A 20,987-nucleotide genomic window follows, 5' to 3' on the forward strand; every position below is an offset into this window, starting at 1 on the left:
CTTTTATCATTTCTAAACGAAGAGAAGCAAAATTTCAAAATTTATTTCAACCTTGTAATATCTTGACTTTTGCCCCTTTTCTCTATTTACTCTTCAAATTATAAATTCTGAACCGCGTTTTTAAACTGTTTTCCGCGGTCTTCGTAGTTTTCAAACAAATCAAAACTCGCACAGGCCGGTGATAACAAAACTGTATCGCCTTTCTCAGCCATACGCTGAGCTATTTTAACAGCTTCGGTCATACTTGCCGTTTCAATCATCACATCCACAACATTTTCAAACGCTTTCATTATTTTGGAGTTATCCACTCCCAAACAGATAATCCCTTTTACTTTTTCACGAACCAACGACATCAACTCTGTATAATCATTTCCTTTATCAACCCCTCCAACAATCCAAATCGTAGGTGTATTCATGCTGTCAAGTGCGAAGAAAGTAGCATTCACATTCGTAGCTTTGGAATCATTGATGTACTGTACATTCTGAATTTTCAACACTTTTTCCAATCGGTGTTCAACTCCTTGAAAATTCGATAAACTCTCACGGATTGTCTCTTTTCGGATACGCATTAACTGAGCCACTGTTGTAGCTGCCATTGCGTTTTTAACATTGTGTTTTCCTTCTAGTGCTAGTTCGTTGATTGCCATAGTAAATTCTTCGTTATTAATGTGGGTTGTTATGTTTTGTTCGTCTGCGTATGCTCCTTCGTCTAATTTCTTAATCAGTGAAAAAGGAATTTTTTTGGCTCGTATTGTATTTTCCGATAACCATTTCACTATTGCTTCATCATCATCATCGTATATAAAATAATCGTCTTCCGTTTGGTTTTTTGTAATTCGGAATTTTGCTTCGATGTACGAATCGTAATCGTAATTGTAGCGATCCAAATGATCCGGACTGATGTTTGTCATCACCGCAATGTGAGGGTGATAATTCACGATCCCGTCCAACTGGAAGCTGCTTAACTCCAAAACATAGGCTTCAAACTTGTTCTCAGCCACCTGCCAAGCATAACTCTTACCAATGTTTCCGGCAATTCCAATATTCATTCCGCCTTGCTTCAACAAATGATGCGTTAACATCGTTGTCGTAGTTTTACCGTTACTTCCGGTAATCCCAATGGTTACAAAATCAGTAAACTGACTTGCAAATTCTATTTCAGAAATAATAGGAACGTTCTTTTTCTTGAGATGCTTAACTATGTTCGACTTGTCCGGAATCCCTGGGCTTTTCATCACCACATCTGCATTTAAAATCAATTCTTCGGTGTGCTGCTTTTCTTCCCAAGGAATCTGATTCAAGAGGAGTACTTCCTTATAATTATTTCTTATCTCTCCGAAATCAGACACAAAAACATCGTATCCCTTTTTTTTTCCAAGGATTGCGGTACCTACTCCGCTTTCCCCTCCTCCTAAAATCACTAATCTCATCTTATCGTAATTTTAAGGATACTAATGAAAATATAGACAACAGTATAGCTACAATCCAGAATCGGGTTACGATTTTACTTTCATGATAGCCTTTTTTCTGATAATGGTGATGCAAAGGGGACATCAGGAAAATCCTTCTGCCTTCACCGAATTTCTTTTTGGTGTACTTGAAGTACGAAACCTGAAGTACCACCGATAAATTTTCTGCTAAAAAGATTCCGCATAATACCGGTATCAATAATTCTTTACGAACAGCGATTGCCAAAACGGCTATAATTCCACCAATAGTTAAACTTCCGGTATCCCCCATAAAAACAGTCGCCGGATAAGTATTATACCAGAGGAATCCGACAAGAGACCCTACAAAAGCCGCAATATAAACTGTCATTTCTCCGGAATTCGGAATGTACATAATGTTCAGGTAATTCGAGAAAATAATGTTCCCAGAAACAAACGCAAAAATACCGAGGGTCAGCACCGAAATAGCTGAAGTCCCCGCAGCCAGACCATCAATTCCGTCTGTTAAATTAGCCCCGTTGGAAACCGCCGTGATGATAAAAATCACCACCGGAATGAAAATCAACCACGCATAATCTTTGTAGTTATCTCCCGCCCACGACAATAATTCAGCATAGTCCATTTCATTGTTTTTGAAAAACGGAATCGTAGTTGCAGTAGATTTTTCTTCTTTGGCTACAGCAGAAACCACAGTTCCCTGCTTAAAAATATCCGTTTTAGCAGTATCAGTTCTTACCGTAACCGCAGGGTGAAAATAGAGTACAGAACCTACAATCAAACCTAAACCAACCTGACCAATTACCTTAAATATCCCTTTAAGGCCTTCTTTATCTTTTTTAAATATTTTGATATAGTCGTCAATAAAACCGATTGTTCCCATCCAAATGGTAGTAACAATTAATAGCAGTACGTAAATATTATCGAGTTTAGCCAATAATAACACTGGAATCAGTGTGGAGAAAATAATGATCAATCCACCCATAGTCGGTGTTCCCGCTTTTTGTGTCTGTCCTTCCAATCCTAATTCACGAACCGTTTCACCGATTTGCAGTCTTCTCAAATAGTTAATAACTCGTTTACCGAAAATCGTCGAAATCATCAACGACAAAATAATGGCCAAGCCCGAACGAAATGTGATATACTGGAATACCCCTGTTCCCGGAACATCCAATGTTTTATCTAAATATTGAAATAAATAATACAGCATATCTTTATTTGTTTAATTGTTCTAATAGTTCTTTTACCGTTTTCATATCATCAAAATCGTGACGTACACCGTGAATTTCCTGATACGTTTCATGCCCTTTGCCGGCAATCAGGATGATATCTCCGCTTTGGGCAAATTGACAGGCTGTTTTTATCGCCTGCTTTCTGTCGACAATAGAAATAGTCTTTTTAAAATTCTGAGGTTCGACACCTTCTTCCATTTCTGAGATTATCGCTTCCGGGTCCTCACTTCGCGGATTATCAGAAGTAAAGATGGCTTTGTCACTCATCTCGGACGCGATTTTGGCCATAATCGGTCTTTTAGCAGTATCACGGTCACCTCCGCAGCCAACAACGGTAATAAGTTGTTCGTTTTTAGTACGGATATCGGCAATGGTTTTCAATACGTTTTCCAAAGCGTCCGGTGTATGGGCATAATCCACGATAGCCGTAATGTTTGACTCAGAAACAATGAACTGAAAACGCCCTGAAACACTTTCCAATTCGCTTAACAAGCGTAACACTTCAAGATTATCCAAACCTAATTCAACTGCAGTCGCATATATGGCCAACAGATTGTATGCATTAAACGACCCGATTAAACGTACCCAAACTTCCTGATCGTTGATTTTCATCAGCAAGCCTGAAAGTTGGTTTTCCAAAATCTGAGCGCGGTAATCTGCATACGATTTCAGCGCATAAGTCAGTTTTTTAGCCTTCGTGTTCTGAAGCATTACCGCCCCGTTTTTATCATCGATATTTGAAATAGCAAAAGCAGATTTCGGTAAATTATCGAAGTACGATTTTTTCACATCGCGATATTCCGCAAATGTTGTATGATAATCCAAATGATCGTGTGACAGGTTTGTGAAAATTCCGCCTACAAAATGCAACCCTTCAGTTCTTTTCTGATGAATGCCGTGGGAGCTCACTTCCATGAAACAAAACTCACAACCCTCTTCTGCCATCTCATTCAGATAATGATTTATCGTAAGCGAATCCGGCGTGGTATGCGTGGCTTTGTATTCTATATCATCCACCAGAATTTTTACTGTCGAAAGCAAACCAACCTTATAACCGGCTTTTTTAAACAACTGATATAACAATGATGCTATCGTAGTTTTTCCGTTGGTACCGGTCACCCCAACAAGTTTTAGATTTTCCGATGGATTCTCGTAAAAATTAGCCGCCATAAATGCCAGTGCGCTGCTCGTATTTTTAACCTGAACGTATGTAACCCCTTCAATAATCAAACTCGGGAACGCCTCACAAACAATCACAGTCGCGCCTAGATTGATGGCTTTCTCGATGAAATCATGACCATCAGAAATGGTTCCTTTTATGGCAACAAAAACATCATCGGAAACGATTTTTCTAGAATCGAATTCGATTTTGTTCACTTCTATATCAGTTGAACCCTTTACAGCTTCAATAGCTACTTTATACAATATCTCTTTTAAAATCATCACGACAATTCTATGGTTATGATTTGATTTCTATTGAATCGTTGTCCCGGTTGAATAGACTGTTGTTTTACTTTCCCTACACCGACTACTTTTACTTTCATCCCGAAGTTTTCAAGTAAAGCAACAGCGTCCATAGCTACCATACCTTTTACATTCGGAACTATATTTTCTTTCTTCTGTTCTTTACTGTAATACTCAACGTAATTCCTTTCCTGATGCTTGATTTTTGCATTCAGTGTTTTGATTTCATTGGTAGACGGAACATCAGTAAAAATCTTTTGCGCGATTCTCTTGAAAACCGGTCCTGCAACATCGGCTCCATAATATCCTTTTGCCACATTAGGTTTGTGCACTACCACCACACAGGAATATTTCGGCTCATCGGCTGGAAAGAATCCAACAAACGAAGAAGCGTAATACATCTTACCGTCACCTTTGTTGCGATAATTCATCTGAGCAGTTCCGGTCTTGCCGGCCATGGAGAAATCTTTAGAATACAGGCCTGAACCGGTTCCTTTTTTCACCACATTCTCCAATACCGCTTTGATTTTGGTCAATGCTACATCCGAACAAATTTTCGGGTTAATTATTTCCTTATCGAATTTCTTAATGGTTTTATTCCACTCTTTGATTTCGCTAACGAATTTTGGCTTTACCATTTCTCCGTTATTGGCAACAGCATTGTACAAGGTCAATGTTTGCAAAGGCGTTATGGAAACCCCGTAACCAAAGGCCATCCATGGTAATGAAACCCCTGACCAACCTTTTTTCCCTGGCTGTGGAATTCTTGGTATTCCTTCACCTTTAAACGGTAACCCAAGTGGTTTATTCAAGCCCAAGCTATTCAATCGGTTAACAAATTCTTCAGGACTATTTTTGTAATTCTCATATACTGCCTGAACCATGATGGTGTTAGAAGAAAGTTCAAAACCACGCGCTAAAGAAACTTTCCCATAACCTTTTTTGTTTGAATCACGAACATGCCTTCCCCTGTAACTAATGTCACCCCCTTTGGAATCGTATATTTTACTTGTATCAACCTTTTCATCATCCAACAACGCAATCAAATCCACCAATTTAAAGGTTGAACCCGGTTCGTGCGATTCTCTTATAGCATAATTATCTGTTTCGTAATAATTACCGTCGACATCATCTCTTCCCAAATTGGAAATTGCTTTTACTTCACCGGTTTTTGTTTCCATTACCACCACGCAACCGTGATCAGCATTATACTTTTGCAATTGCTTCAACAAAGCATGATGTGCAATATCCTGGATATATACATCGATCGTAGAGATTATATCATATCCGTCGCGAGGCTCAATTTCATTATTATCACTAATTGGCTTCCACTGATTTTTTGCAATTTTCTGCATAAGTCTCTTACCATCCTTACCGTTTATATAATATCGGTAGGCCCATTCGATACCCTTCCCATCTGATCTCTTATCATCATAAGTCCTTTCATAACCTATGGTTCTGGCAGCAATCTTTCCGATAGGATGTTCGCGCACAGTTTTTTGTTCTGTAATGATTCCGCCTTTATAAGCACCTAAATTGAAAAGCGGAAAAGTTTTCATTCGCATGTATTCGGTATAGCTTAATTTTCTGGCTACCAAATAATAACGGTTTTTGTGGGCGCGGGCTTTTCGCAATTCTCTCTGATAAAACCCGGACGGTTTGCCTAACATCACCGAAAGCGAATCCGACAGTCCTTTTACATTATCATCGAAATGTTCTTTTTTAGGAGCCACCGCATCAAATCGAATGGTGTAATTTGGGATTGAAGTAGCCAGCAAACTTCCATCGGCAGAGTAAACATTCCCTTTATTGGCAGGAATTACAAAATTTTTCACCGTTCTTTCTTTGGCTAATTTTCTGTAATAGTCACCCTCTACCCATTGGATGTTAGTCAGTTTTACAGCAACGAAAATAGCCATCACGAAAATCGTGAAGGCTACCAAATAAATTCTGTACGAAATATTTTTATTTTCTACTGCCATATCTTTTTAAGAATACTGCTTTCCTGTTCTTTCACTTTAATTTTCTTCGGAGGAACGGAAGACGGAACAATTCCGTGCGGTTCCATCTGATTGGAAATGGTCGATTCCATTTTGAGTTCCATCAGCTCAGAGCGTCGGTCTACAAACTCGGAACGCAACTCTTTCACTTCATTTGTCAATTCAGTAATCCTGTAATTTTTTTGCTCGTAGCTGTGTGCGTTTCCAATCATCAACATCGCCAGCAAAATCAGGAACACGATAAACTTCCAGTTTTTTAACGCATCATCGTCGATTAGAAATTTCGCCTTCAGCAAACTGTATACTCCGCCCTTCATCTTCTATTTCTTTTCTGCTATTCGTAATTTTGCACTCCGAGCGCGGCTGTTAATCTTAATTTCCTCGTCAGACGGCACAATCATTTTTCCAATCAATTTAAACGGCACTTCAAATCTTCCAAAGAAATCACGTTCAGGCTCGCCTTCAAACATTCCGTTTTTCATAAAACGCTTTACCAATCGGTCTTCAAGGGAATGATAGGATATCACACTCAATCTTCCCCCCGGTTTTAAAACCTCAAGTGACTGTTCCAAAAATTCTTTCAGCACCTCCATTTCCTGATTCACCTCGATTCGGATTGCCTGATAAATCTGTGCTAAAATTTTATTACTCTTATGTGCAGGTAAAAATCGGCTTAACACCTGTTTTAACTGCTCTGTATTTTTTATCGGATTTTCCGTTCTCGCCTGAACAATTGCATGCGCCAATCCTTTTGCCGTAGTTAACTCTCCATATTCGGCAAAAATGCGACGCAAATCAGCCTCCTCATATTCGTTCACCACATTATAAGCACTGATAGCATCTTTTTGATTCATCCTCATGTCTAACTCCGCATCAAAACGAGTTGAAAATCCGCGTTCTGCCACATCAAACTGATGCGAAGAAACACCCAAATCACCCAAGATCCCATCAACCTGCTTTACACCGTGAAAACGCAAAAACCTTTTAATGTATCTAAAATTCTCATTGATTAAGGTAAAACGTTCGTCGTCGATTGCATTAGCCAGCGCATCAGTATCCTGATCAAAAGCAAACAATTTTCCGCTCGGCCCCAAACGACGCATGATTTCCCTGGAATGACCGCCGCCACCGAAAGTCACATCCACATATATTCCGTCTGGCTTGATATCCAAACCATCCACAGTCTCTTTCAGCAAAACCGGATTATGATATTCCATTGTCGTCGTCATTTAAATTACCCATTACATCCTCAGCTAAATCTGCAAAATCCATATCATCACCCGAAATAGACTGTTCATACAAATCCTTATCCCAGATTTCGATGATATTAACTTTTGAAGTCAATACTAAATCTTTGGAAATTCCGGCAAAATCAATCAGATCTTTTGTGATTAAAAGTCGGCCCGCATCATCAATCTCAACCATTTTCACACCCGCCATAAACTTGCGGATAAAATCGTTGTTCTTCTTCACAAATCGATTCAACTTGTTGATTTTCAGCATCATTACATCCCATTCCGATTTCGGCCAAAGCTCGACACATTTATCAAAAACCGAACGTTTCAACACAAAACCGCTCTCCAAAGAAGGCAATTGCTTCTTCAAAGGCGCAGGCACCATCAGCCTTCCTTTTGCATCAATTTTACATTCGTATGTTCCGATTATGTTCGTCAACTGAAATCGTATTTGAAATGATTTATAGCAAAAGTAACTAATTTTTACCACTTTTTACCACAAACACCCACTTTGTTGATAAGTTTTCCCACCACATCTCTCACACGTAGGAAAATATGTTAAATCACTCATTCTTAATATTTAGCGATAATTTATCATTTTAAAAGAATCATAAAAAAATATTCAAAAAACCATGCTTTTTAATAGATTTTCTTATCAATACAAAAAAATCAGAATTAAGCTTGTTTTTGTGATTACAAAAATGAAATTTATTGACAATTAACACATTAGACATACTTTTAGTTTTAATAAGAAAGTATTTTCGATTTTCATTTTGAACACTTCCTATTTCCTGAGAAAATCATATATTTGTCTGATATTTACATTGGATAATTATACACCAAAAACACATGTTGAAAAACGAAGGCAAATACCGATATTTTGAAGCTGGAGAAGGCACGCCTATCATTATTTTACACGGACTTATGGGAGGATTGAGCAACTTCGACGGCGTTGCAGAATACTTTCCAAAACACGGATATCAGGTTGTAATTCCTGAATTGCCGTTATACACGAACAACATTTTAAAAACCAACGTGAAGGCTTTTTCGAAATTCGTAAAGGACTTTATCACTTATAAAGGATTCGACAAAGTAATCCTGCTTGGAAATTCGCTTGGAGGACATATCGCTTTATACCACACAAAAATGTACCCTGAAAAAATGGCCGGATTGGTTATCACTGGTAGTTCAGGCCTATACGAAAGTGCTATGGGTGAAAGTTATCCGAAACGAGGCGATTACGAATACATCCGAAAAAAAGCCGAAGATGTTTTTTATGACCCAAAAGTAGCCACTAAGGAAATTGTTGATGATGTTTATGCGACAGTAAACGACCGAATCAAACTGATAAAAACGCTTACTATCGCTAAAAGCGCCATCCGTCACAACATGGCAAAGGATTTACCAAAAATGACAACACCAACCTGCATCATCTGGGGAAAAAATGACATTGTTACCCCTCCGAATGTAGCAGAAGAATTTAACCGATTGTTGCCAGACTCAGATCTATACTGGATCGACAAATGCGGACATGCTGCCATGATGGAACATCCGGATGCATTCAACACTATATTGGCAGACTGGTTAAAAAAAAAGAATTTATAATATAGAAAGTTACAGGCAACTGTAACTTTTTAAATTTAAAAAAATATGAAAATCAATACCGCCGAATTCGTAATCAGTAATTCCGAAGTAAGCAAATGCCCGAAAGAGCCTTTGCCTGAATATGCTTTTATTGGCCGATCTAACGTAGGAAAATCATCGTTGATCAACATGCTGACCAACCACAAGAATCTCGCAAAAACATCGGGAAGACCAGGAAAAACGCAATTGATCAACCATTTCAAAATAAACAGCAATTGGTTTTTAGTGGATTTGCCCGGTTATGGTTACGCCCGCGTTTCCAAAAAAACAAAGGAGGTTTTTCAAAAATTCATAACGGATTATTTTGAAACCAGAGAGCAATTGGTTTGCGCTTTCGTATTAGTCGACATTCGTCACGAAGCCCAAAAAATAGATTTGGAATTCATCACATATTTAGGTGAAACCGAAGTGCCGTTTTGCATTATTTTTACCAAGGCTGATAAAATCAGTAAAGGAAAAATCGACCAGCATGTGGCTGCTTACCGAAAAGCACTTTTAGCAAACAACTGGGAAGAAATGCCTCAGTATTTTGTCACTTCATCTACAGAAGAAACCGGAAGAGATTCTCTTTTGGAATTTATAGATGGTGTGAATGACGAAATATTTAAGAGCAACAATATTTAAATAAAAAAGCGGTCAAATGACCGCTTTTTTATTTATTCAATTCCAGTTTTTCAGCGAAGTAATCGCAAAAATCCCTCATGGTTGCTGTCATTTTCTCATCTTCAGTAGCACGGTGGAAAGTATCAGCCATTGCTACTAATGTCTGATGAAAGAATATTTTCATTTCATCAACCGGCATATCTTTTGTCCACAAATCGATACGTAAAGTTTCCTGAACTTTGCTATCCCAGATAGAAAGAAGCATTGCCTTAGCCTCTTCTTCATTCACGCCGCCATCCTGTGCTGTCCATTTTATTTTTTCCGGTACGCGGTTTTCATCTAATTCAACCGTCAGTTTAATTTCGGAAGTTATTGTTTTTGCCATTATTTCTTTGGTTTGTATTTTGAGTTATCGAAAATTTCTTTAGCATCCATAGCTAACATTTTTTTCAGCGGCACATCATTGTTTTCCATATATGAGCGCACAATCTGCCAGCCAAGCCATTGTCCCACCCTTCCCGGCGATTCACTATCAATTTCAAGATAAAATTTTGAATACGGTCCGACAGCCACAAAACGCTGCATCAGTTTGGTATCGGTATCATACAACAGTTTATTGTTAATGAAATATTTCCACATTTCACTTTCGTTTTCTTTACACCACTGTATCTGATCTTCCCTATATTCAATTTTTGCCGCATCACTGGCATCCGGAAGCAACATATCTTTAAGATACAATTCTTTTCCGAAGTAAATCATTTGTGCCAACAAGGTTCTGTCTGCAGGCTGAGCGATTCTTCCTATTGAGAAACTGCTTACCAGATCCGGCATCATCTGCGCAGGCTCAAATCCCTGACGCATATACTTAGGGAATCCTTCATAAAAACGATGATCTTTACCCAAATAAGTATCCAACGAAAGCAGCACAATACTGTCAGTGTAAATTGCTTTTGCATCTTTATCCACTTCAGAAATCAAAGTGATTACCCTAGGCGTTTTTTGGTCAGGATAATTATACTGAATACGTTTAAACAACTGCTCTAAATCGTTTTCAAAAGCCGCATCGTTAGGGAATTTCTTTTTTACCTCTCCATACAATTCCTGCAACAACGGATTTTTAATTTTGTTTATCCAAACCGTATCCGGGTTACCTGCCGGAAAGAAAAAAGGATACTTACTCTTTAGCTGACCCAAATCCTCAGGCTTCGACTCGTAGAAAAGCTTATCAAAACGTTCGATTTTTACTTTAACAGGAATAGCTTCGGCGGCTTCTGTTGCTTTATCCACATTTTTTTTACAGGAAACAGCAAAAGCGGCAAAAACAACAAGCAATAAATACTTCTTCATAATTTTTGTCAAAATTTATACTTTTATAGCAAATAAATTCGGCGCAAATATACGCCACAGTTTTAAAAAATTTTCATAAATAATTATGACAACAACAGACACTTTTCAGGCCGATAAAATCAACACTCTAATAGTTAACTGGTTGCGCGAATATGCAACAAACGCAAAAGTAAAAGGTTTTGTTGTGGGGATTTCAGGCGGTATCGATTCAGCCTTAACCTCAACACTTTGCGCACAAACCGGAATGCCAACCTTATGTGTTGAAATGCCGATTCACCAAGCACCCAACCAGGTTTCCAGAGGAAAAGAACATATTGAACAATTACAAAAGAGATTTCCGAACGTTTCAAGCGCAGTAGCCGAACTGACACCGGTTTTTGAAGGATTTAAAACACAAGTTCCGGCATCGGAAAACGAAGCATTGCTACATTTGACTTTAGCCAACACACGTGCCCGCCTTCGCATGACAACACTTTATTATTTTGCAGGTTTACACAGCGCTCTAGTAGCGGGTACCGGAAATAAAGTGGAAGATTTTGGTGTCGGTTTCTTTACCAAATATGGCGATGGAGGTGTAGACATCAGTCCGATTGCCGACTTATTAAAAAGCGAGGTCAGAAAACTGTCTGCTTACCTACAAGTTCCCGAAAGCATCTTAGTCGCAAAACCGACGGACGGATTGTTTACGGATGCAGCCCAAGAAACCGACCGAAGTGATGAAGATCAATTGGGAGCGACCTATGATGAACTTGAAATTGCGATGCAGGCATTAGCGGATGGAAAGACCGAAAACGACTTTGAAGGACGTGAAAAAGAGGTTTTCAGAATATTCTCACGACTAAATATAACAAATCAACATAAAATGACAAAGATTCCTGTGTGTTTGGTCCCAAATGAATTGAAATAAATTTCCTTCATTGATTATCAGTACATTATATATTTTTTGTATCTTTACAAGATAATTACTATTAATATTTGATGAAATGATAAAAGTGTGTTTAGCCGACAATCATCCTGTCGTACAGTTTGGGGTGAAAGCCTATTTTAAAGACAATCCGGATATTAGTCTTGTAGGTGTCGTTAGTAATTTGGACGATTTGGACGAAGTACTAAAAAAGAAATCTTTGGATGTAGTCATTCTTGATTTGGAACTGGAAGGACTGTCAAGCATCAACTTGGTTAAGTCTCTTATAAGAGATTACTCTGACACTAAAATTGTGGTTTTCACTAATTTAGGAGAACAAATTTATGCACCTAACGCATTAAAAGCGGGTGTTTCTGCTTATATACATAAAAACTCAAAATTAGAAGATTTAGAAAGCGCTATCAAGAAAGTAAACGAAGGAGCTGTTATCTTTAGTGATGCTGTGAAGAAGAACCTTGCATTACTTAATAAAGGTAAAAAATCCGATCGTTTGTACCGAAAATTATCATCACGAGAAATTGAAGTATTACGTTATTTGAGCGACGGAAAGAAAAACAAAGAGATTGCAAAATTGCTTACGCTAAACGAAAAAACCATCAGTACTTACAAATTACGTTTGTTAACAAAGTTACATGTAACAAATTTGGTAGATTTAGTTAATAAAGCCAAAACGCTTGAAATCGTTTAACTGTATCGAGACAAAACTCTACCAAGCTTAGACGAAAAAGAATTGATTAGTTTATAATAATCCATGGCAGAAGAAAGGATTTCCGAGTTATCTGCTTCTGGTTCGCTTGATATACTATTCTTTAATTCATTAATAATCTTATCCACTAAAAACCAGCGGAGAGTCAATATCGTTTCAGAGACATATTGACTAATCGTTTGGTTTTTTTGTTTTACCACGATTTGCTGTGCATCCCAATTATGCAATGCCTCACGTTCTTCTTCCATAAGAATATGGGTTACTCCTTGTGCCAATTCCGGATCAAGACGCATCAGATAGTGTTCCAGTTCGAACTTTTCGTTCTGATGAAAATAGTTAACCAGGTCGTTGTATATGCCACGAAACAAAGGATTCGCCAATTCCACCTCATCTTCCTGTAAGCTAAGATAAATTCGCTGGTAAACTTTGTAATTATTGAGTTCTTTTACTTCTATAGCTTCGCCTTCTTCGTTGACTTTGAGTAAAACATCCTCAAATTCCTCTTCGGCGGTTCCGTACAAAAGCAATATTTCGATTATTTTTCGTTCCAATTCATACTGAACGTCTACGGATGCTGAAACAGCTTCCGGATTGCTTTTTACAACCTCAAAGGCTTTCTGGTCTGCTTTCTGTTTCTTACCGACCTCCTGAACATCTTTCTGGACTAGCTGTGCCAAAGTATTGAAAAGCACATCCTCTGAAATATCCATGATTCGGGAACATTCCTGAATGTAAATTTCGCGTTTAATTTTATCAGGAATTTTGGAAATACTCATCACCATATCCCTGATGAGTTCTGCTTTTTTGATCGGATCGTTCTTGGCTTCCTTCATCAGTAATGAAGCTTTGAACTGAATAAAGTCCATAGCATTATCACTCAGGTAAGCCACCAAATCATCGTATGGGGTTTTCTTTGCAAAACTGTCCGGATCCTCTCCTTCTGGAAAAGTGCAGACTTTCACATTCATTCCTTCTTCCAGAATCAGGTCGATTCCACGAATAGAAGCGCGGAGTCCGGCTGCATCTCCGTCAAAGAGCACCGTAATATTTTTGGTAAGTCGGTTGACCAATCGGATTTGATCCGGAGTCAAAGCTGTTCCTGAAGATGCCACCACATTTTCGATTCCTGCTTGATGCATCTGAATCACATCGGTATAACCTTCCACTAAAAAACAATTATCCTGCTTGGCAATTGCCTGCTTGGCATGAAAAATTCCATAAAGCACTTTACTCTTGTGGTAAATTTCACTTTCAGGAGAATTCAGGTATTTTGCCGCTTTTTTATCATTGGTCAAGATTCGTCCGCCAAAACCCAGAATACGACCGGACATACTTTGAATCGGAAACATCACACGCCCTTTGAAACGGTCGAACTGCTTACCTTCCTTTACAATGGACAATCCGGTTTTATCAAGATAATCCAGCTTGTAGCCTTTTCCGAGCGCTTCTAAAGTGAAAGCATCCCAAGTTTCAGGAGAATAACCTAAACCGAATTTTTCGATAGTGTCTTTCGTAAATCCACGTTCTTTGAAATAGGAATATCCAATGGCTTTCCCTTCATCGGTGTGCATTAAAACATTGTGGAAATATTTCTGCGCGAATTCCGAAACCAGATACATACTTTCCTTTTCATTTGCTTCCGCTTTATCAGCATCCGTCTGTTCGGTTTCTTCAATCTCGATATTATATTTTTTTGCCAGGTATCGAATGGCTTCCGGATACGAAAAATGCTCGTGCTCCATTAGGAACGTCACTGCATTCCCGCCTTTACCCGAACTAAAATCCTTCCAGATCTGTTTTACCGGCGACACCATGAAGGAAGGTGACTTCTCATTGGAAAAGGGACTTAAACCCTTAAGGTTAGTTCCAGCCCTTTTTAACTGCACAAAATCCCCGATAACCTCCTCGACACGGGCGGTTTCAAATACGGTTTCTATGGTATTTTGTGAAATCAAATTATTAAAAAGTCTGTTTATTTTTGGAATGGCTCAAAGGTACAAAGTTTTAGAAATAATCAGCCCTTTCAGTATCGAAACTCTGAAAGGGCATAAAAGTATCTAACTAAACAAATTAATTAAAATCGAAACGTAATCCCAACGATGCATTACGTTGATCTACCGAATTATTTTCAAACATCGGCTGCAAATCATATTTCGCATACAAACTTATACTTTTGTACCCCACATAAGTACTTAAACCATAGGTAAACTCATTTACATTCCAATCCCCTTTTTGTCTCTCCTTAATTTTGTAACCGTCGTCTTCATAGCCTAAGAATTGTTTTGAATTGGTATTAATCCCTATAAATCCACCGGCTCCAAAACGGAAACCATCATGAGATCTGCGGTACATTTTTCCATTGATTTCTCTTTTCTCTGAAAAATCCCACTCCAAATGAATCGGAACTGCAAAAAATACATTTTTAAAATACGTTTTATCATCTATTAAGTTGACCGGATATGTCTCTAACACCGTTTCTGATCCTTTATCGACAAAATAACGGTTGTCGGTAGCATGCAAAATATTATACATGAAGGAGAAACCGTATTTAAGATGAAGTGGACTGTCTTCTTTACCCAAACGCGTTCTTCCGGTAATTCCCCATTCATAGAATGTCGAACGCCAGTAACCAAAATCGGAATTCGCAACAGCACCGTTGGTTACCAGATTATTAAGTCCGAATGCAAACACAAACTGCGAAGTGGTTCTCTTTGTTTTTCTGTCGTAATGATCTGCCGGAATGGTAATCGAGTATCTTTTCTTAATCTTGATGGTATCACTCAGTTTGCCATCTACTCTTTCCTGCACCAAAGCATTAAGCTTTTCCTCTTCTACAGCCACTCTGTCTTCTATTTTCTTAGCATAATCTGTAGCTAATTGCATCTTCTTTTTATCAGCTTCTTCCTGAGTCAGCTTTCCCTTTGCAAGTTGTTCGTTAACCTCTTCAACTTCCGTTTTTAAAGCAAGCTTCTCTTCTTTAGTGATATTATCAATGTTTTTGGCAATGGCATTAGCACGTTGCTCAAAGGTTTCCTGCGCAGTGACTTTGCTTACAAAAAAGCATAACATGACCACTACATAAAAGATAATCTTTTGCATAATTTTAAAATTTAACTGTTCGATTTTTGATTGTTTACTCGTAATTTCTGTTTGCTACAGCAGTTTTAACCGTTTTAAAATTTCGGTTCAAGCGCTGTAAGGTTGTTTCTCTGAATTCCTGATTTAATTCTCCCTCCACATTGCTCAGCAATAAATTAGCATTAATTTTCACTTGAGGCTTTTCCTTAGACATATCAGTTTCGGCTAAAAGTTTTTCTGGCTCAGGGGCTACTTTTCGAATTTCCGGTTCTTTTGGTGTCATGACTTCGACAACTTCTTCTTTTACAATCTGATGATTAGTATCGAAAACATCACTTGCAACATTTTTTTCAGATGACTTTGATTTTGTTTTTGATTTACTTTCAGCAACAGCTTCAGCATTGCCAATAATAGGAACCACTTCATTGGGAACAATCGTATTGGGCACTTCCGAAGTTTTCTGATCCTCATCAGAAGTTACAACAGCTGGGTTTTTCACCTGAATTCCAGGATTGCCTCTTTCCTCTTGAAACAAAAACAAACCTATTAAGAAAAAAAGTGCCAAGCCCGCAGCAATGAACAACCATCTTAAATTGCGTTTCGGTTTTTTGTTCTCGGCTACCGAAAGCATAGCATCCAGGCGGTCCCATGCCGCATCAGAGGGCTGCATTTCCCTTTCATTCAGTTTTTTTCTGAATTCCTCTTCCATTTTATTCGGTTCCATTTTCATAATTTTTAAGTTTATTCACTTGACTTTGGAGCAATTTTCGGGCATGTGACAACTGCGATTTCGAAGTTCCTTCGCTAATGTTCAGCATTTCGGCAATTTCCTGATGTTTGTATCCTTCAATGGCATAAAGGTTAAAAACCATTCGGTAACCATCCGGAAGACTGTCAATCAAAAACTGAATGTCTTCAACAGAAAACTGGCTTTCGATGTTATTGTACCGTTCTTCAAAATAATTTTCGTCTTCCGTAAACTTTACCTGTTTTTGTACTCTCAAAAACGAAATACTCTCGTTTACCATAATCCGCCGGATCCATCCTTCGAAACTGCCTTTGTGTTCGAAATTTTTCAGATTGGAAAACACTTTCATAAAAGCGGTTATCATTACATCTTCTGCCTGCTGCACGTCTTTTATATATTGTCGGCAGACACTCAGCATTTTTGGAGCGTGTTTCGAGTAAATCTTATGTTGGGCGTGTCGGTTGTTTTCGACAGCCAACTGTATGATTTCTTTTTCCTCCTGATGTAAGTCTATTACTTTCATTCAAAAAATGTATTTCGAAAACCGGTCTTTATAACCGACTTCTATTAGCATAGACGAGCGAAGTTTGAAAATGGTTGTATTAGAATGAAAAAAAATTATTTTTTTCTTTCAATCACATAATTTACCATCAATATAAGGGCATCTTTATAGGCAGAATGGGGAAAATCTTCAATGAGTTGAAGTGCGTCTTTTTGGAATTGCACCATCTTGTGTTCGGCGTATGTCAATCCGTTTTTATCTTTTACGAACTGAATAACTTCGCGAACGCGTTTTTTATCTTTATTATGATTCTTTACCGAATTAATCACCCAGCTTTTTTCTTTGGAAGAACAATTATTTAGGGTATAAATAAGGGGCAAGGTCATTTTTTGTTCTTTGATATCGATACCGGTTGGTTTTCCAATAGCATCATCAGTATAATCGAACAAGTCGTCTTTAATTTGGAAAGCCATTCCGATCAACTCTCCAAATTTACGCATGCGTTCAATTACTTCCTTGTCCTCTGGAAAAACGGCACAAGCTCCAAGCGAACAACAGGCAGCAATCAACGTGGCTGTTTTTTGGCGTATGATTTCGTAATAAACTTCTTCGGTGATGTCCAATCTGCGTGCCTTTTCAATCTGAAGCAATTCACCTTCGCTCATTTCGCGAACAGCTACCGAAATAATTTTCAGTAAGTCGAAATCATTATTATCAATGGAAAGCAGCAGACCTTTGGAAAGCAAAAAGTCACCAACCAAGACAGCAATCTTATTTTTCCATAAGGCGTTGACAGAGAAAAATCCGCGGCGGCGGTTGCTGTCATCCACCACGTCATCATGAACCAGCGTGGCTGTATGGATCAGCTCGATAACTGCAGCGCCGCGATATGCCCGCTCGTTTATCGTTCCGCCCGATACCATTTTCGCGGTAAGAAAGACAAACATTGGACGCATTTGTTTCCCTTTTCGGTTTACGATATAATGAGTGATTCTGTTTAAAAGAGCCACTTTAGAAGACATAGAATCACGAAACTTCGTTTCAAAAAGTTCCATTTCAAGACTAATCGGCTCCTTTATCTGTTCAACGATTTTCATCTATGGGATTGGATTTTTCAATGGTACAAGATGACTTTCGTAATTTTCGTTGGAACTTATATTTGTCATAACTCGTTTCATTGAATTCAAAGATACAATTCTATATGAAATAAAAAATATAGTTTTTTCGTTAATCCGTTAAACCTTTATATGTATTTTGCATCTATTAGATACACCCAAAACCTAATTTTATGAAGACACACACTTTATTAAAATCGATTGTAGTTTTATTAGCCTTTTCCTTAATTGGCTGCAACAAAGAAGAACAGGAAGAAGAAAACAACAGTAATACTACCGGCCAATTTACCACAGAAGAGTTTAACGCTAATGCCAAAATGGACGCTATTTCAAATGACATTTCGGAAATCGCGGAAGACCAGGTTAATGTACAAAACACTGCAAGAGCTGAGAGCTATCAATCCATCCTTCCGGATTGCGCAACTGTTACTACATCGGTAGAAGGGACTACATGGACCAGAATCGTCGACTTCGGGACAACGGGTTGTGCATATCATAACGGAGCTATCTTAAGAGGACAAATTATCATTAGTGGCAGCACTAACTTCCAACAATCGCCTTATGTATGGACATATAATTTCCATAATTTCCACTATGACAATATCTTAGTAGAAGGCACAAAAACACTTTCAAGAACTATTGAAGCTAGAGATCCATATCCGATCCCGCATCCGATTGTGGTAATCAATTTGGACTTAGACATTACTCTTCCAAATGGAAACACTTATTCAAGAGTCGGCACAAGAACCAGAGAACTGATTGAAGGATATGACACACCATTGGTTTTCCATGATAATGTTTACCAGATATGGGGAAGCTGGGTCACAACAGGATCTAACAGTGACTATAGATCAGTAATCACTACACCATTTATATTTAAAATCGACTGTACATATAAAGTAGTTTCAGGTGTCTTAGTATCAAGCAGAAACAATCACATGGCAACGCTGGATTACGGAAACGGGGACTGTGACAATATTGCTACTATTTCTATCGGCGCAGGAGCACCTTATACTTTTACTTTTGGTAATTAAACACTAACCTATTCATAAAAAAACGTTCGCTTTATTAGCGAACGTTTTTTTTTATCTTTATCCTTCTTTATTGGCCAACTGACCACAGGCGGCATCAATGTCCTTTCCTCGGCTTCGGCGTACTTTAACAACAATGTCATTTCGCTCAAGAGCCATAATATAATCTTCAATGGCTTTCTGGGAAGCCTGCTGAAACTGACCGTCGTCAATCGGATTGTATTCAATTAAGTTTACTTTACACGGAACGTATTTGCAGAATTTCACCAAGGCGTCAATCGATTTCTTGTCATCGTTGATTCCTTTCCAAACCACATATTCATAGGTAACCTTACTTTTTGTTTTCTTGTACCAGTATTCTAATGCTTCCTTCAATTCAGGCAAAGGAAAACTCTTGGTGAACGGCATAATTTCGTTTCGGATTTCCTCAATAGCCGAGTGCAAAGAAACAGCCAGTTTGAATTTCACATCGTCATCGGCCATTTTCATAATCATTTTCGAAATCCCCGATGTGGAAACTGTGATACGTTTCGGCGACATTCCCAAACCTTCAGGAGATGTGATTTTATCAATCGCCTTCATTACATTTGGATAGTTCATCAACGGCTCCCCCATTCCCATGAAAACTATATTGGATAATGGACGGTTGTAATACAAACGACTTTCACTGTCGATAGCCGCCACCTGATCGTAAATCTCATCCGGGTTTAGGTTACGCATTCTTTTCAATCTTGCCGTTGCACAGAAATTACAATCCAGACTGCAACCCACCTGACTGGAAACACAGGCTGTAGTTCGCGTTTCGGTCGGGATCAAAACTGACTCTACTATCAGATCATCATGAAGACGAACAGCATTTTTCACGGTCCCGTCAGAACTGCGCTGCATCGTATCAACCTTGATGTGATTGATTACGAAATTTGCTTCCAACATTTCACGTGTATGCTTGGAAACATTGGTCATGTCCTCAAACTTATGCGCGCGCTTATGCCACAACCATTCGTACACCTGATTACCACGAAAGGCTTTATCTCCGTTCGTAACAAAAAAATCGCGTAACTGGTCTTTCGTTAATGCGCGTATATCCTTCTTCTCCATTTGCATGGCGCAAAGTTAATCACAATTTATCGATTTGATTATCTGTTAATTTGTAAATTTGTGTGAAACTTTTTCAAATGAGATAGCTATTTTTCCTCTTTAGCTTTTCACTAATCAATTGTACTACTGGCAAAAACCAAAACCAAAATCATAATATTATGCACTTTATATCCGAAGCTTTAGAAGATTATGTAGCGTTACACACGGAAAACGAACCGGAGTTACTAGCGCGTTTAAATAAAGAAACCCATCAAAAAATTTTACAGCCCCGAATGTTGAGCGGACATTTTCAGGGACGGTTTTTAAGTATGATGTCGAAGTTGATTCGCCCTGTAAACATTCTCGAAATAGGCACCTATACCGGTTATGCGGCTTTATGTATGGCTGAAGGCCTACCGGAAAACGGAACGCTGGACACCATCGACAACAATGAAGAATTGTATGATTTCCAGAGAAAATATTTCGCACAATCCCCATGGGACAACCAAATTAAGCAACATTTAGGCAATGCTTTGGAAATTATCCCGACACTGAACAAAAAATTCGATTTGGTTTTTATTGACGCCGACAAAGAAAACTACATCAACTATTTCAATATGATTGTGCCGTTGATGAACAAAGGCGGTTTGATTTTATCCGACAATGTACTGTGGAGCGGAAAAGTGTTGGAAGAAGTTAAAGCCAATGATAAAAGCACCAAAGTATTGTTGGAATACAATGAAATCCTAAAGAACGACCCAAGAGTAGAAACCGTTTTACTCCCAATTCGCGATGGTTTAACCATGAGCCGAGTACTATAAAATAAAAATCCCGA

General features: G+C 38.4%; 21 protein-coding genes. 6 read left to right on the top strand and 15 right to left on the bottom strand.

Features of this window, described 5'->3' with window-relative positions; genetic code table 11:
- Positions 1 to 98: 98 nt before the first annotated feature.
- The 7 genes from murD to mraZ are packed head-to-tail and all read right to left on the bottom strand — an operon-like array spanning position 99 to position 7,815.
- Positions 99 to 1,430: a UDP-N-acetylmuramoyl-L-alanine--D-glutamate ligase gene (gene murD, locus LZF87_RS00970; RefSeq protein ID WP_244340331.1), complete on the bottom strand. Its 1,332-nt coding sequence runs from the start codon at positions 1,428 to 1,430 to the stop codon at positions 99 to 101.
- Between the two features lies 1 nt (position 1,431).
- Positions 1,432 to 2,655: a phospho-N-acetylmuramoyl-pentapeptide-transferase gene (mraY, locus tag LZF87_RS00975; protein ID WP_244340333.1), complete on the bottom strand. Its 1,224-nt coding sequence runs from the start codon at positions 2,653 to 2,655 to the stop codon at positions 1,432 to 1,434.
- A gap of 4 nt (positions 2,656 to 2,659) precedes the next feature.
- On the bottom strand, positions 2,660 to 4,120 hold the full coding sequence (locus LZF87_RS00980; RefSeq protein WP_244343839.1) for a UDP-N-acetylmuramoyl-L-alanyl-D-glutamate--2,6-diaminopimelate ligase: 1,461 nt from the start codon (positions 4,118 to 4,120) through the stop codon (positions 2,660 to 2,662).
- Positions 4,120 to 6,123 carry a penicillin-binding transpeptidase domain-containing protein gene (locus tag LZF87_RS00985; protein ID WP_244340335.1) on the bottom strand — a complete coding sequence of 668 codons (2,004 nt, stop codon included), beginning with the start codon at positions 6,121 to 6,123 and terminating at the stop codon, positions 4,120 to 4,122. Before LZF87_RS00985 ends, LZF87_RS00980 begins: the two co-directional genes overlap by 1 nt.
- Positions 6,114 to 6,458 (bottom strand): FtsL-like putative cell division protein, encoded by a 345-nt coding sequence (locus tag LZF87_RS00990; RefSeq protein WP_244340337.1) that lies wholly within the window; start codon positions 6,456 to 6,458, stop codon positions 6,114 to 6,116. Before LZF87_RS00990 ends, LZF87_RS00985 begins: the two co-directional genes overlap by 10 nt.
- 3 nt (positions 6,459 to 6,461) lie before the next feature.
- Positions 6,462 to 7,370 (bottom strand): 16S rRNA (cytosine(1402)-N(4))-methyltransferase RsmH, encoded by a 909-nt coding sequence (gene rsmH, locus LZF87_RS00995; RefSeq protein ID WP_244340339.1) that lies wholly within the window; start codon positions 7,368 to 7,370, stop codon positions 6,462 to 6,464.
- A complete protein-coding gene (gene mraZ / locus LZF87_RS01000; protein WP_244340341.1) occupies positions 7,345 to 7,815 on the bottom strand; it encodes a division/cell wall cluster transcriptional repressor MraZ in 471 nt (156 codons plus the stop codon). The genes rsmH and mraZ overlap by 26 nt, the downstream gene beginning before the upstream one ends.
- A 410-nt stretch (positions 7,816 to 8,225) precedes the next feature.
- Here mraZ and LZF87_RS01005 point away from each other — a divergent pair, with 410 nt between their 5' ends.
- Both LZF87_RS01005 and yihA read left to right on the top strand, forming a co-directional pair.
- Positions 8,226 to 8,981: an alpha/beta fold hydrolase gene (locus LZF87_RS01005; protein ID WP_023573461.1), complete on the top strand. Its 756-nt coding sequence runs from the start codon at positions 8,226 to 8,228 to the stop codon at positions 8,979 to 8,981.
- A gap of 45 nt (positions 8,982 to 9,026) precedes the next feature.
- Positions 9,027 to 9,644 (top strand): ribosome biogenesis GTP-binding protein YihA/YsxC, encoded by a 618-nt coding sequence (gene yihA / locus LZF87_RS01010; RefSeq protein WP_244340343.1) that lies wholly within the window; start codon positions 9,027 to 9,029, stop codon positions 9,642 to 9,644.
- Positions 9,645 to 9,672: 28 nt separating this feature from the next.
- On the opposite strand, the gene gldC is transcribed toward yihA, so the two are convergent.
- Positions 9,673 to 10,008 carry a gliding motility protein GldC gene (gldC, locus tag LZF87_RS01015; protein WP_244340345.1) on the bottom strand — a complete coding sequence of 112 codons (336 nt, stop codon included), beginning with the start codon at positions 10,006 to 10,008 and terminating at the stop codon, positions 9,673 to 9,675.
- A complete protein-coding gene (gene gldB / locus LZF87_RS01020) occupies positions 10,008 to 10,970 on the bottom strand; it encodes a gliding motility lipoprotein GldB (RefSeq protein WP_244340347.1) in 963 nt (320 codons plus the stop codon). The genes gldC and gldB overlap by 1 nt, the downstream gene beginning before the upstream one ends.
- 85 nt (positions 10,971 to 11,055) lie before the next feature.
- Here gldB and nadE point away from each other — a divergent pair, with 85 nt between their 5' ends.
- Both nadE and LZF87_RS01030 read left to right on the top strand, forming a co-directional pair.
- Positions 11,056 to 11,877: an NAD(+) synthase gene (gene nadE / locus LZF87_RS01025; RefSeq protein WP_244340349.1), complete on the top strand. Its 822-nt coding sequence runs from the start codon at positions 11,056 to 11,058 to the stop codon at positions 11,875 to 11,877.
- A 76-nt stretch (positions 11,878 to 11,953) separates the two neighbouring features.
- Positions 11,954 to 12,583, top strand: coding sequence for a response regulator transcription factor (locus tag LZF87_RS01030; RefSeq protein ID WP_244340351.1), 630 nt, complete (start codon positions 11,954 to 11,956; stop codon positions 12,581 to 12,583).
- Here LZF87_RS01030 and dnaG read toward each other — a convergent pair.
- The 5 genes from dnaG to LZF87_RS01055 all read right to left on the bottom strand — a co-directional run bounded on the left by dnaG (position 12,580) and on the right by LZF87_RS01055 (position 18,026).
- Positions 12,580 to 14,556, bottom strand: a complete 1,977-nt coding sequence (gene dnaG / locus LZF87_RS01035; protein WP_244340353.1) for a DNA primase — start codon at positions 14,554 to 14,556, stop codon at positions 12,580 to 12,582. The genes LZF87_RS01030 and dnaG overlap by 4 nt on opposite strands.
- A 115-nt stretch (positions 14,557 to 14,671) precedes the next feature.
- Positions 14,672 to 15,700, bottom strand: a complete 1,029-nt coding sequence (locus LZF87_RS01040; protein WP_244340355.1) for a hypothetical protein — start codon at positions 15,698 to 15,700, stop codon at positions 14,672 to 14,674.
- 34 nt (positions 15,701 to 15,734) lie between these two features.
- Positions 15,735 to 16,403, bottom strand: a complete 669-nt coding sequence (locus tag LZF87_RS01045; RefSeq protein WP_244340357.1) for a hypothetical protein — start codon at positions 16,401 to 16,403, stop codon at positions 15,735 to 15,737.
- A complete protein-coding gene (locus tag LZF87_RS01050; protein ID WP_244340359.1) occupies positions 16,390 to 16,950 on the bottom strand; it encodes an RNA polymerase sigma factor in 561 nt (186 codons plus the stop codon). The genes LZF87_RS01045 and LZF87_RS01050 overlap by 14 nt, the downstream gene beginning before the upstream one ends.
- Before the next feature lie 95 nt (positions 16,951 to 17,045).
- Entirely contained in the window at positions 17,046 to 18,026 is a 981-nt protein-coding gene (locus LZF87_RS01055; protein WP_244340361.1) for a polyprenyl synthetase family protein, read from the bottom strand.
- 191 nt (positions 18,027 to 18,217) lie between these two features.
- Here LZF87_RS01055 and LZF87_RS01060 point away from each other — a divergent pair, with 191 nt between their 5' ends.
- Positions 18,218 to 19,078 carry a hypothetical protein gene (locus LZF87_RS01060; RefSeq protein ID WP_244340363.1) on the top strand — a complete coding sequence of 287 codons (861 nt, stop codon included), beginning with the start codon at positions 18,218 to 18,220 and terminating at the stop codon, positions 19,076 to 19,078.
- Positions 19,079 to 19,135: 57 nt separating this feature from the next.
- On the opposite strand, the gene rlmN is transcribed toward LZF87_RS01060, so the two are convergent.
- On the bottom strand, positions 19,136 to 20,179 hold the full coding sequence (rlmN, locus tag LZF87_RS01065) for a 23S rRNA (adenine(2503)-C(2))-methyltransferase RlmN (RefSeq protein ID WP_244340365.1): 1,044 nt from the start codon (positions 20,177 to 20,179) through the stop codon (positions 19,136 to 19,138).
- 152 nt (positions 20,180 to 20,331) lie between these two features.
- Here rlmN and LZF87_RS01070 point away from each other — a divergent pair, with 152 nt between their 5' ends.
- Positions 20,332 to 20,973 carry an O-methyltransferase gene (locus LZF87_RS01070; protein WP_244340367.1) on the top strand — a complete coding sequence of 214 codons (642 nt, stop codon included), beginning with the start codon at positions 20,332 to 20,334 and terminating at the stop codon, positions 20,971 to 20,973.
- Positions 20,974 to 20,987: the final 14 nt, after the last annotated feature.

This window comes from Flavobacterium enshiense (assembly GCF_022836875.1).
In the GTDB taxonomy this organism is placed as follows: domain Bacteria; phylum Bacteroidota; class Bacteroidia; order Flavobacteriales; family Flavobacteriaceae; genus Flavobacterium; species Flavobacterium enshiense_A.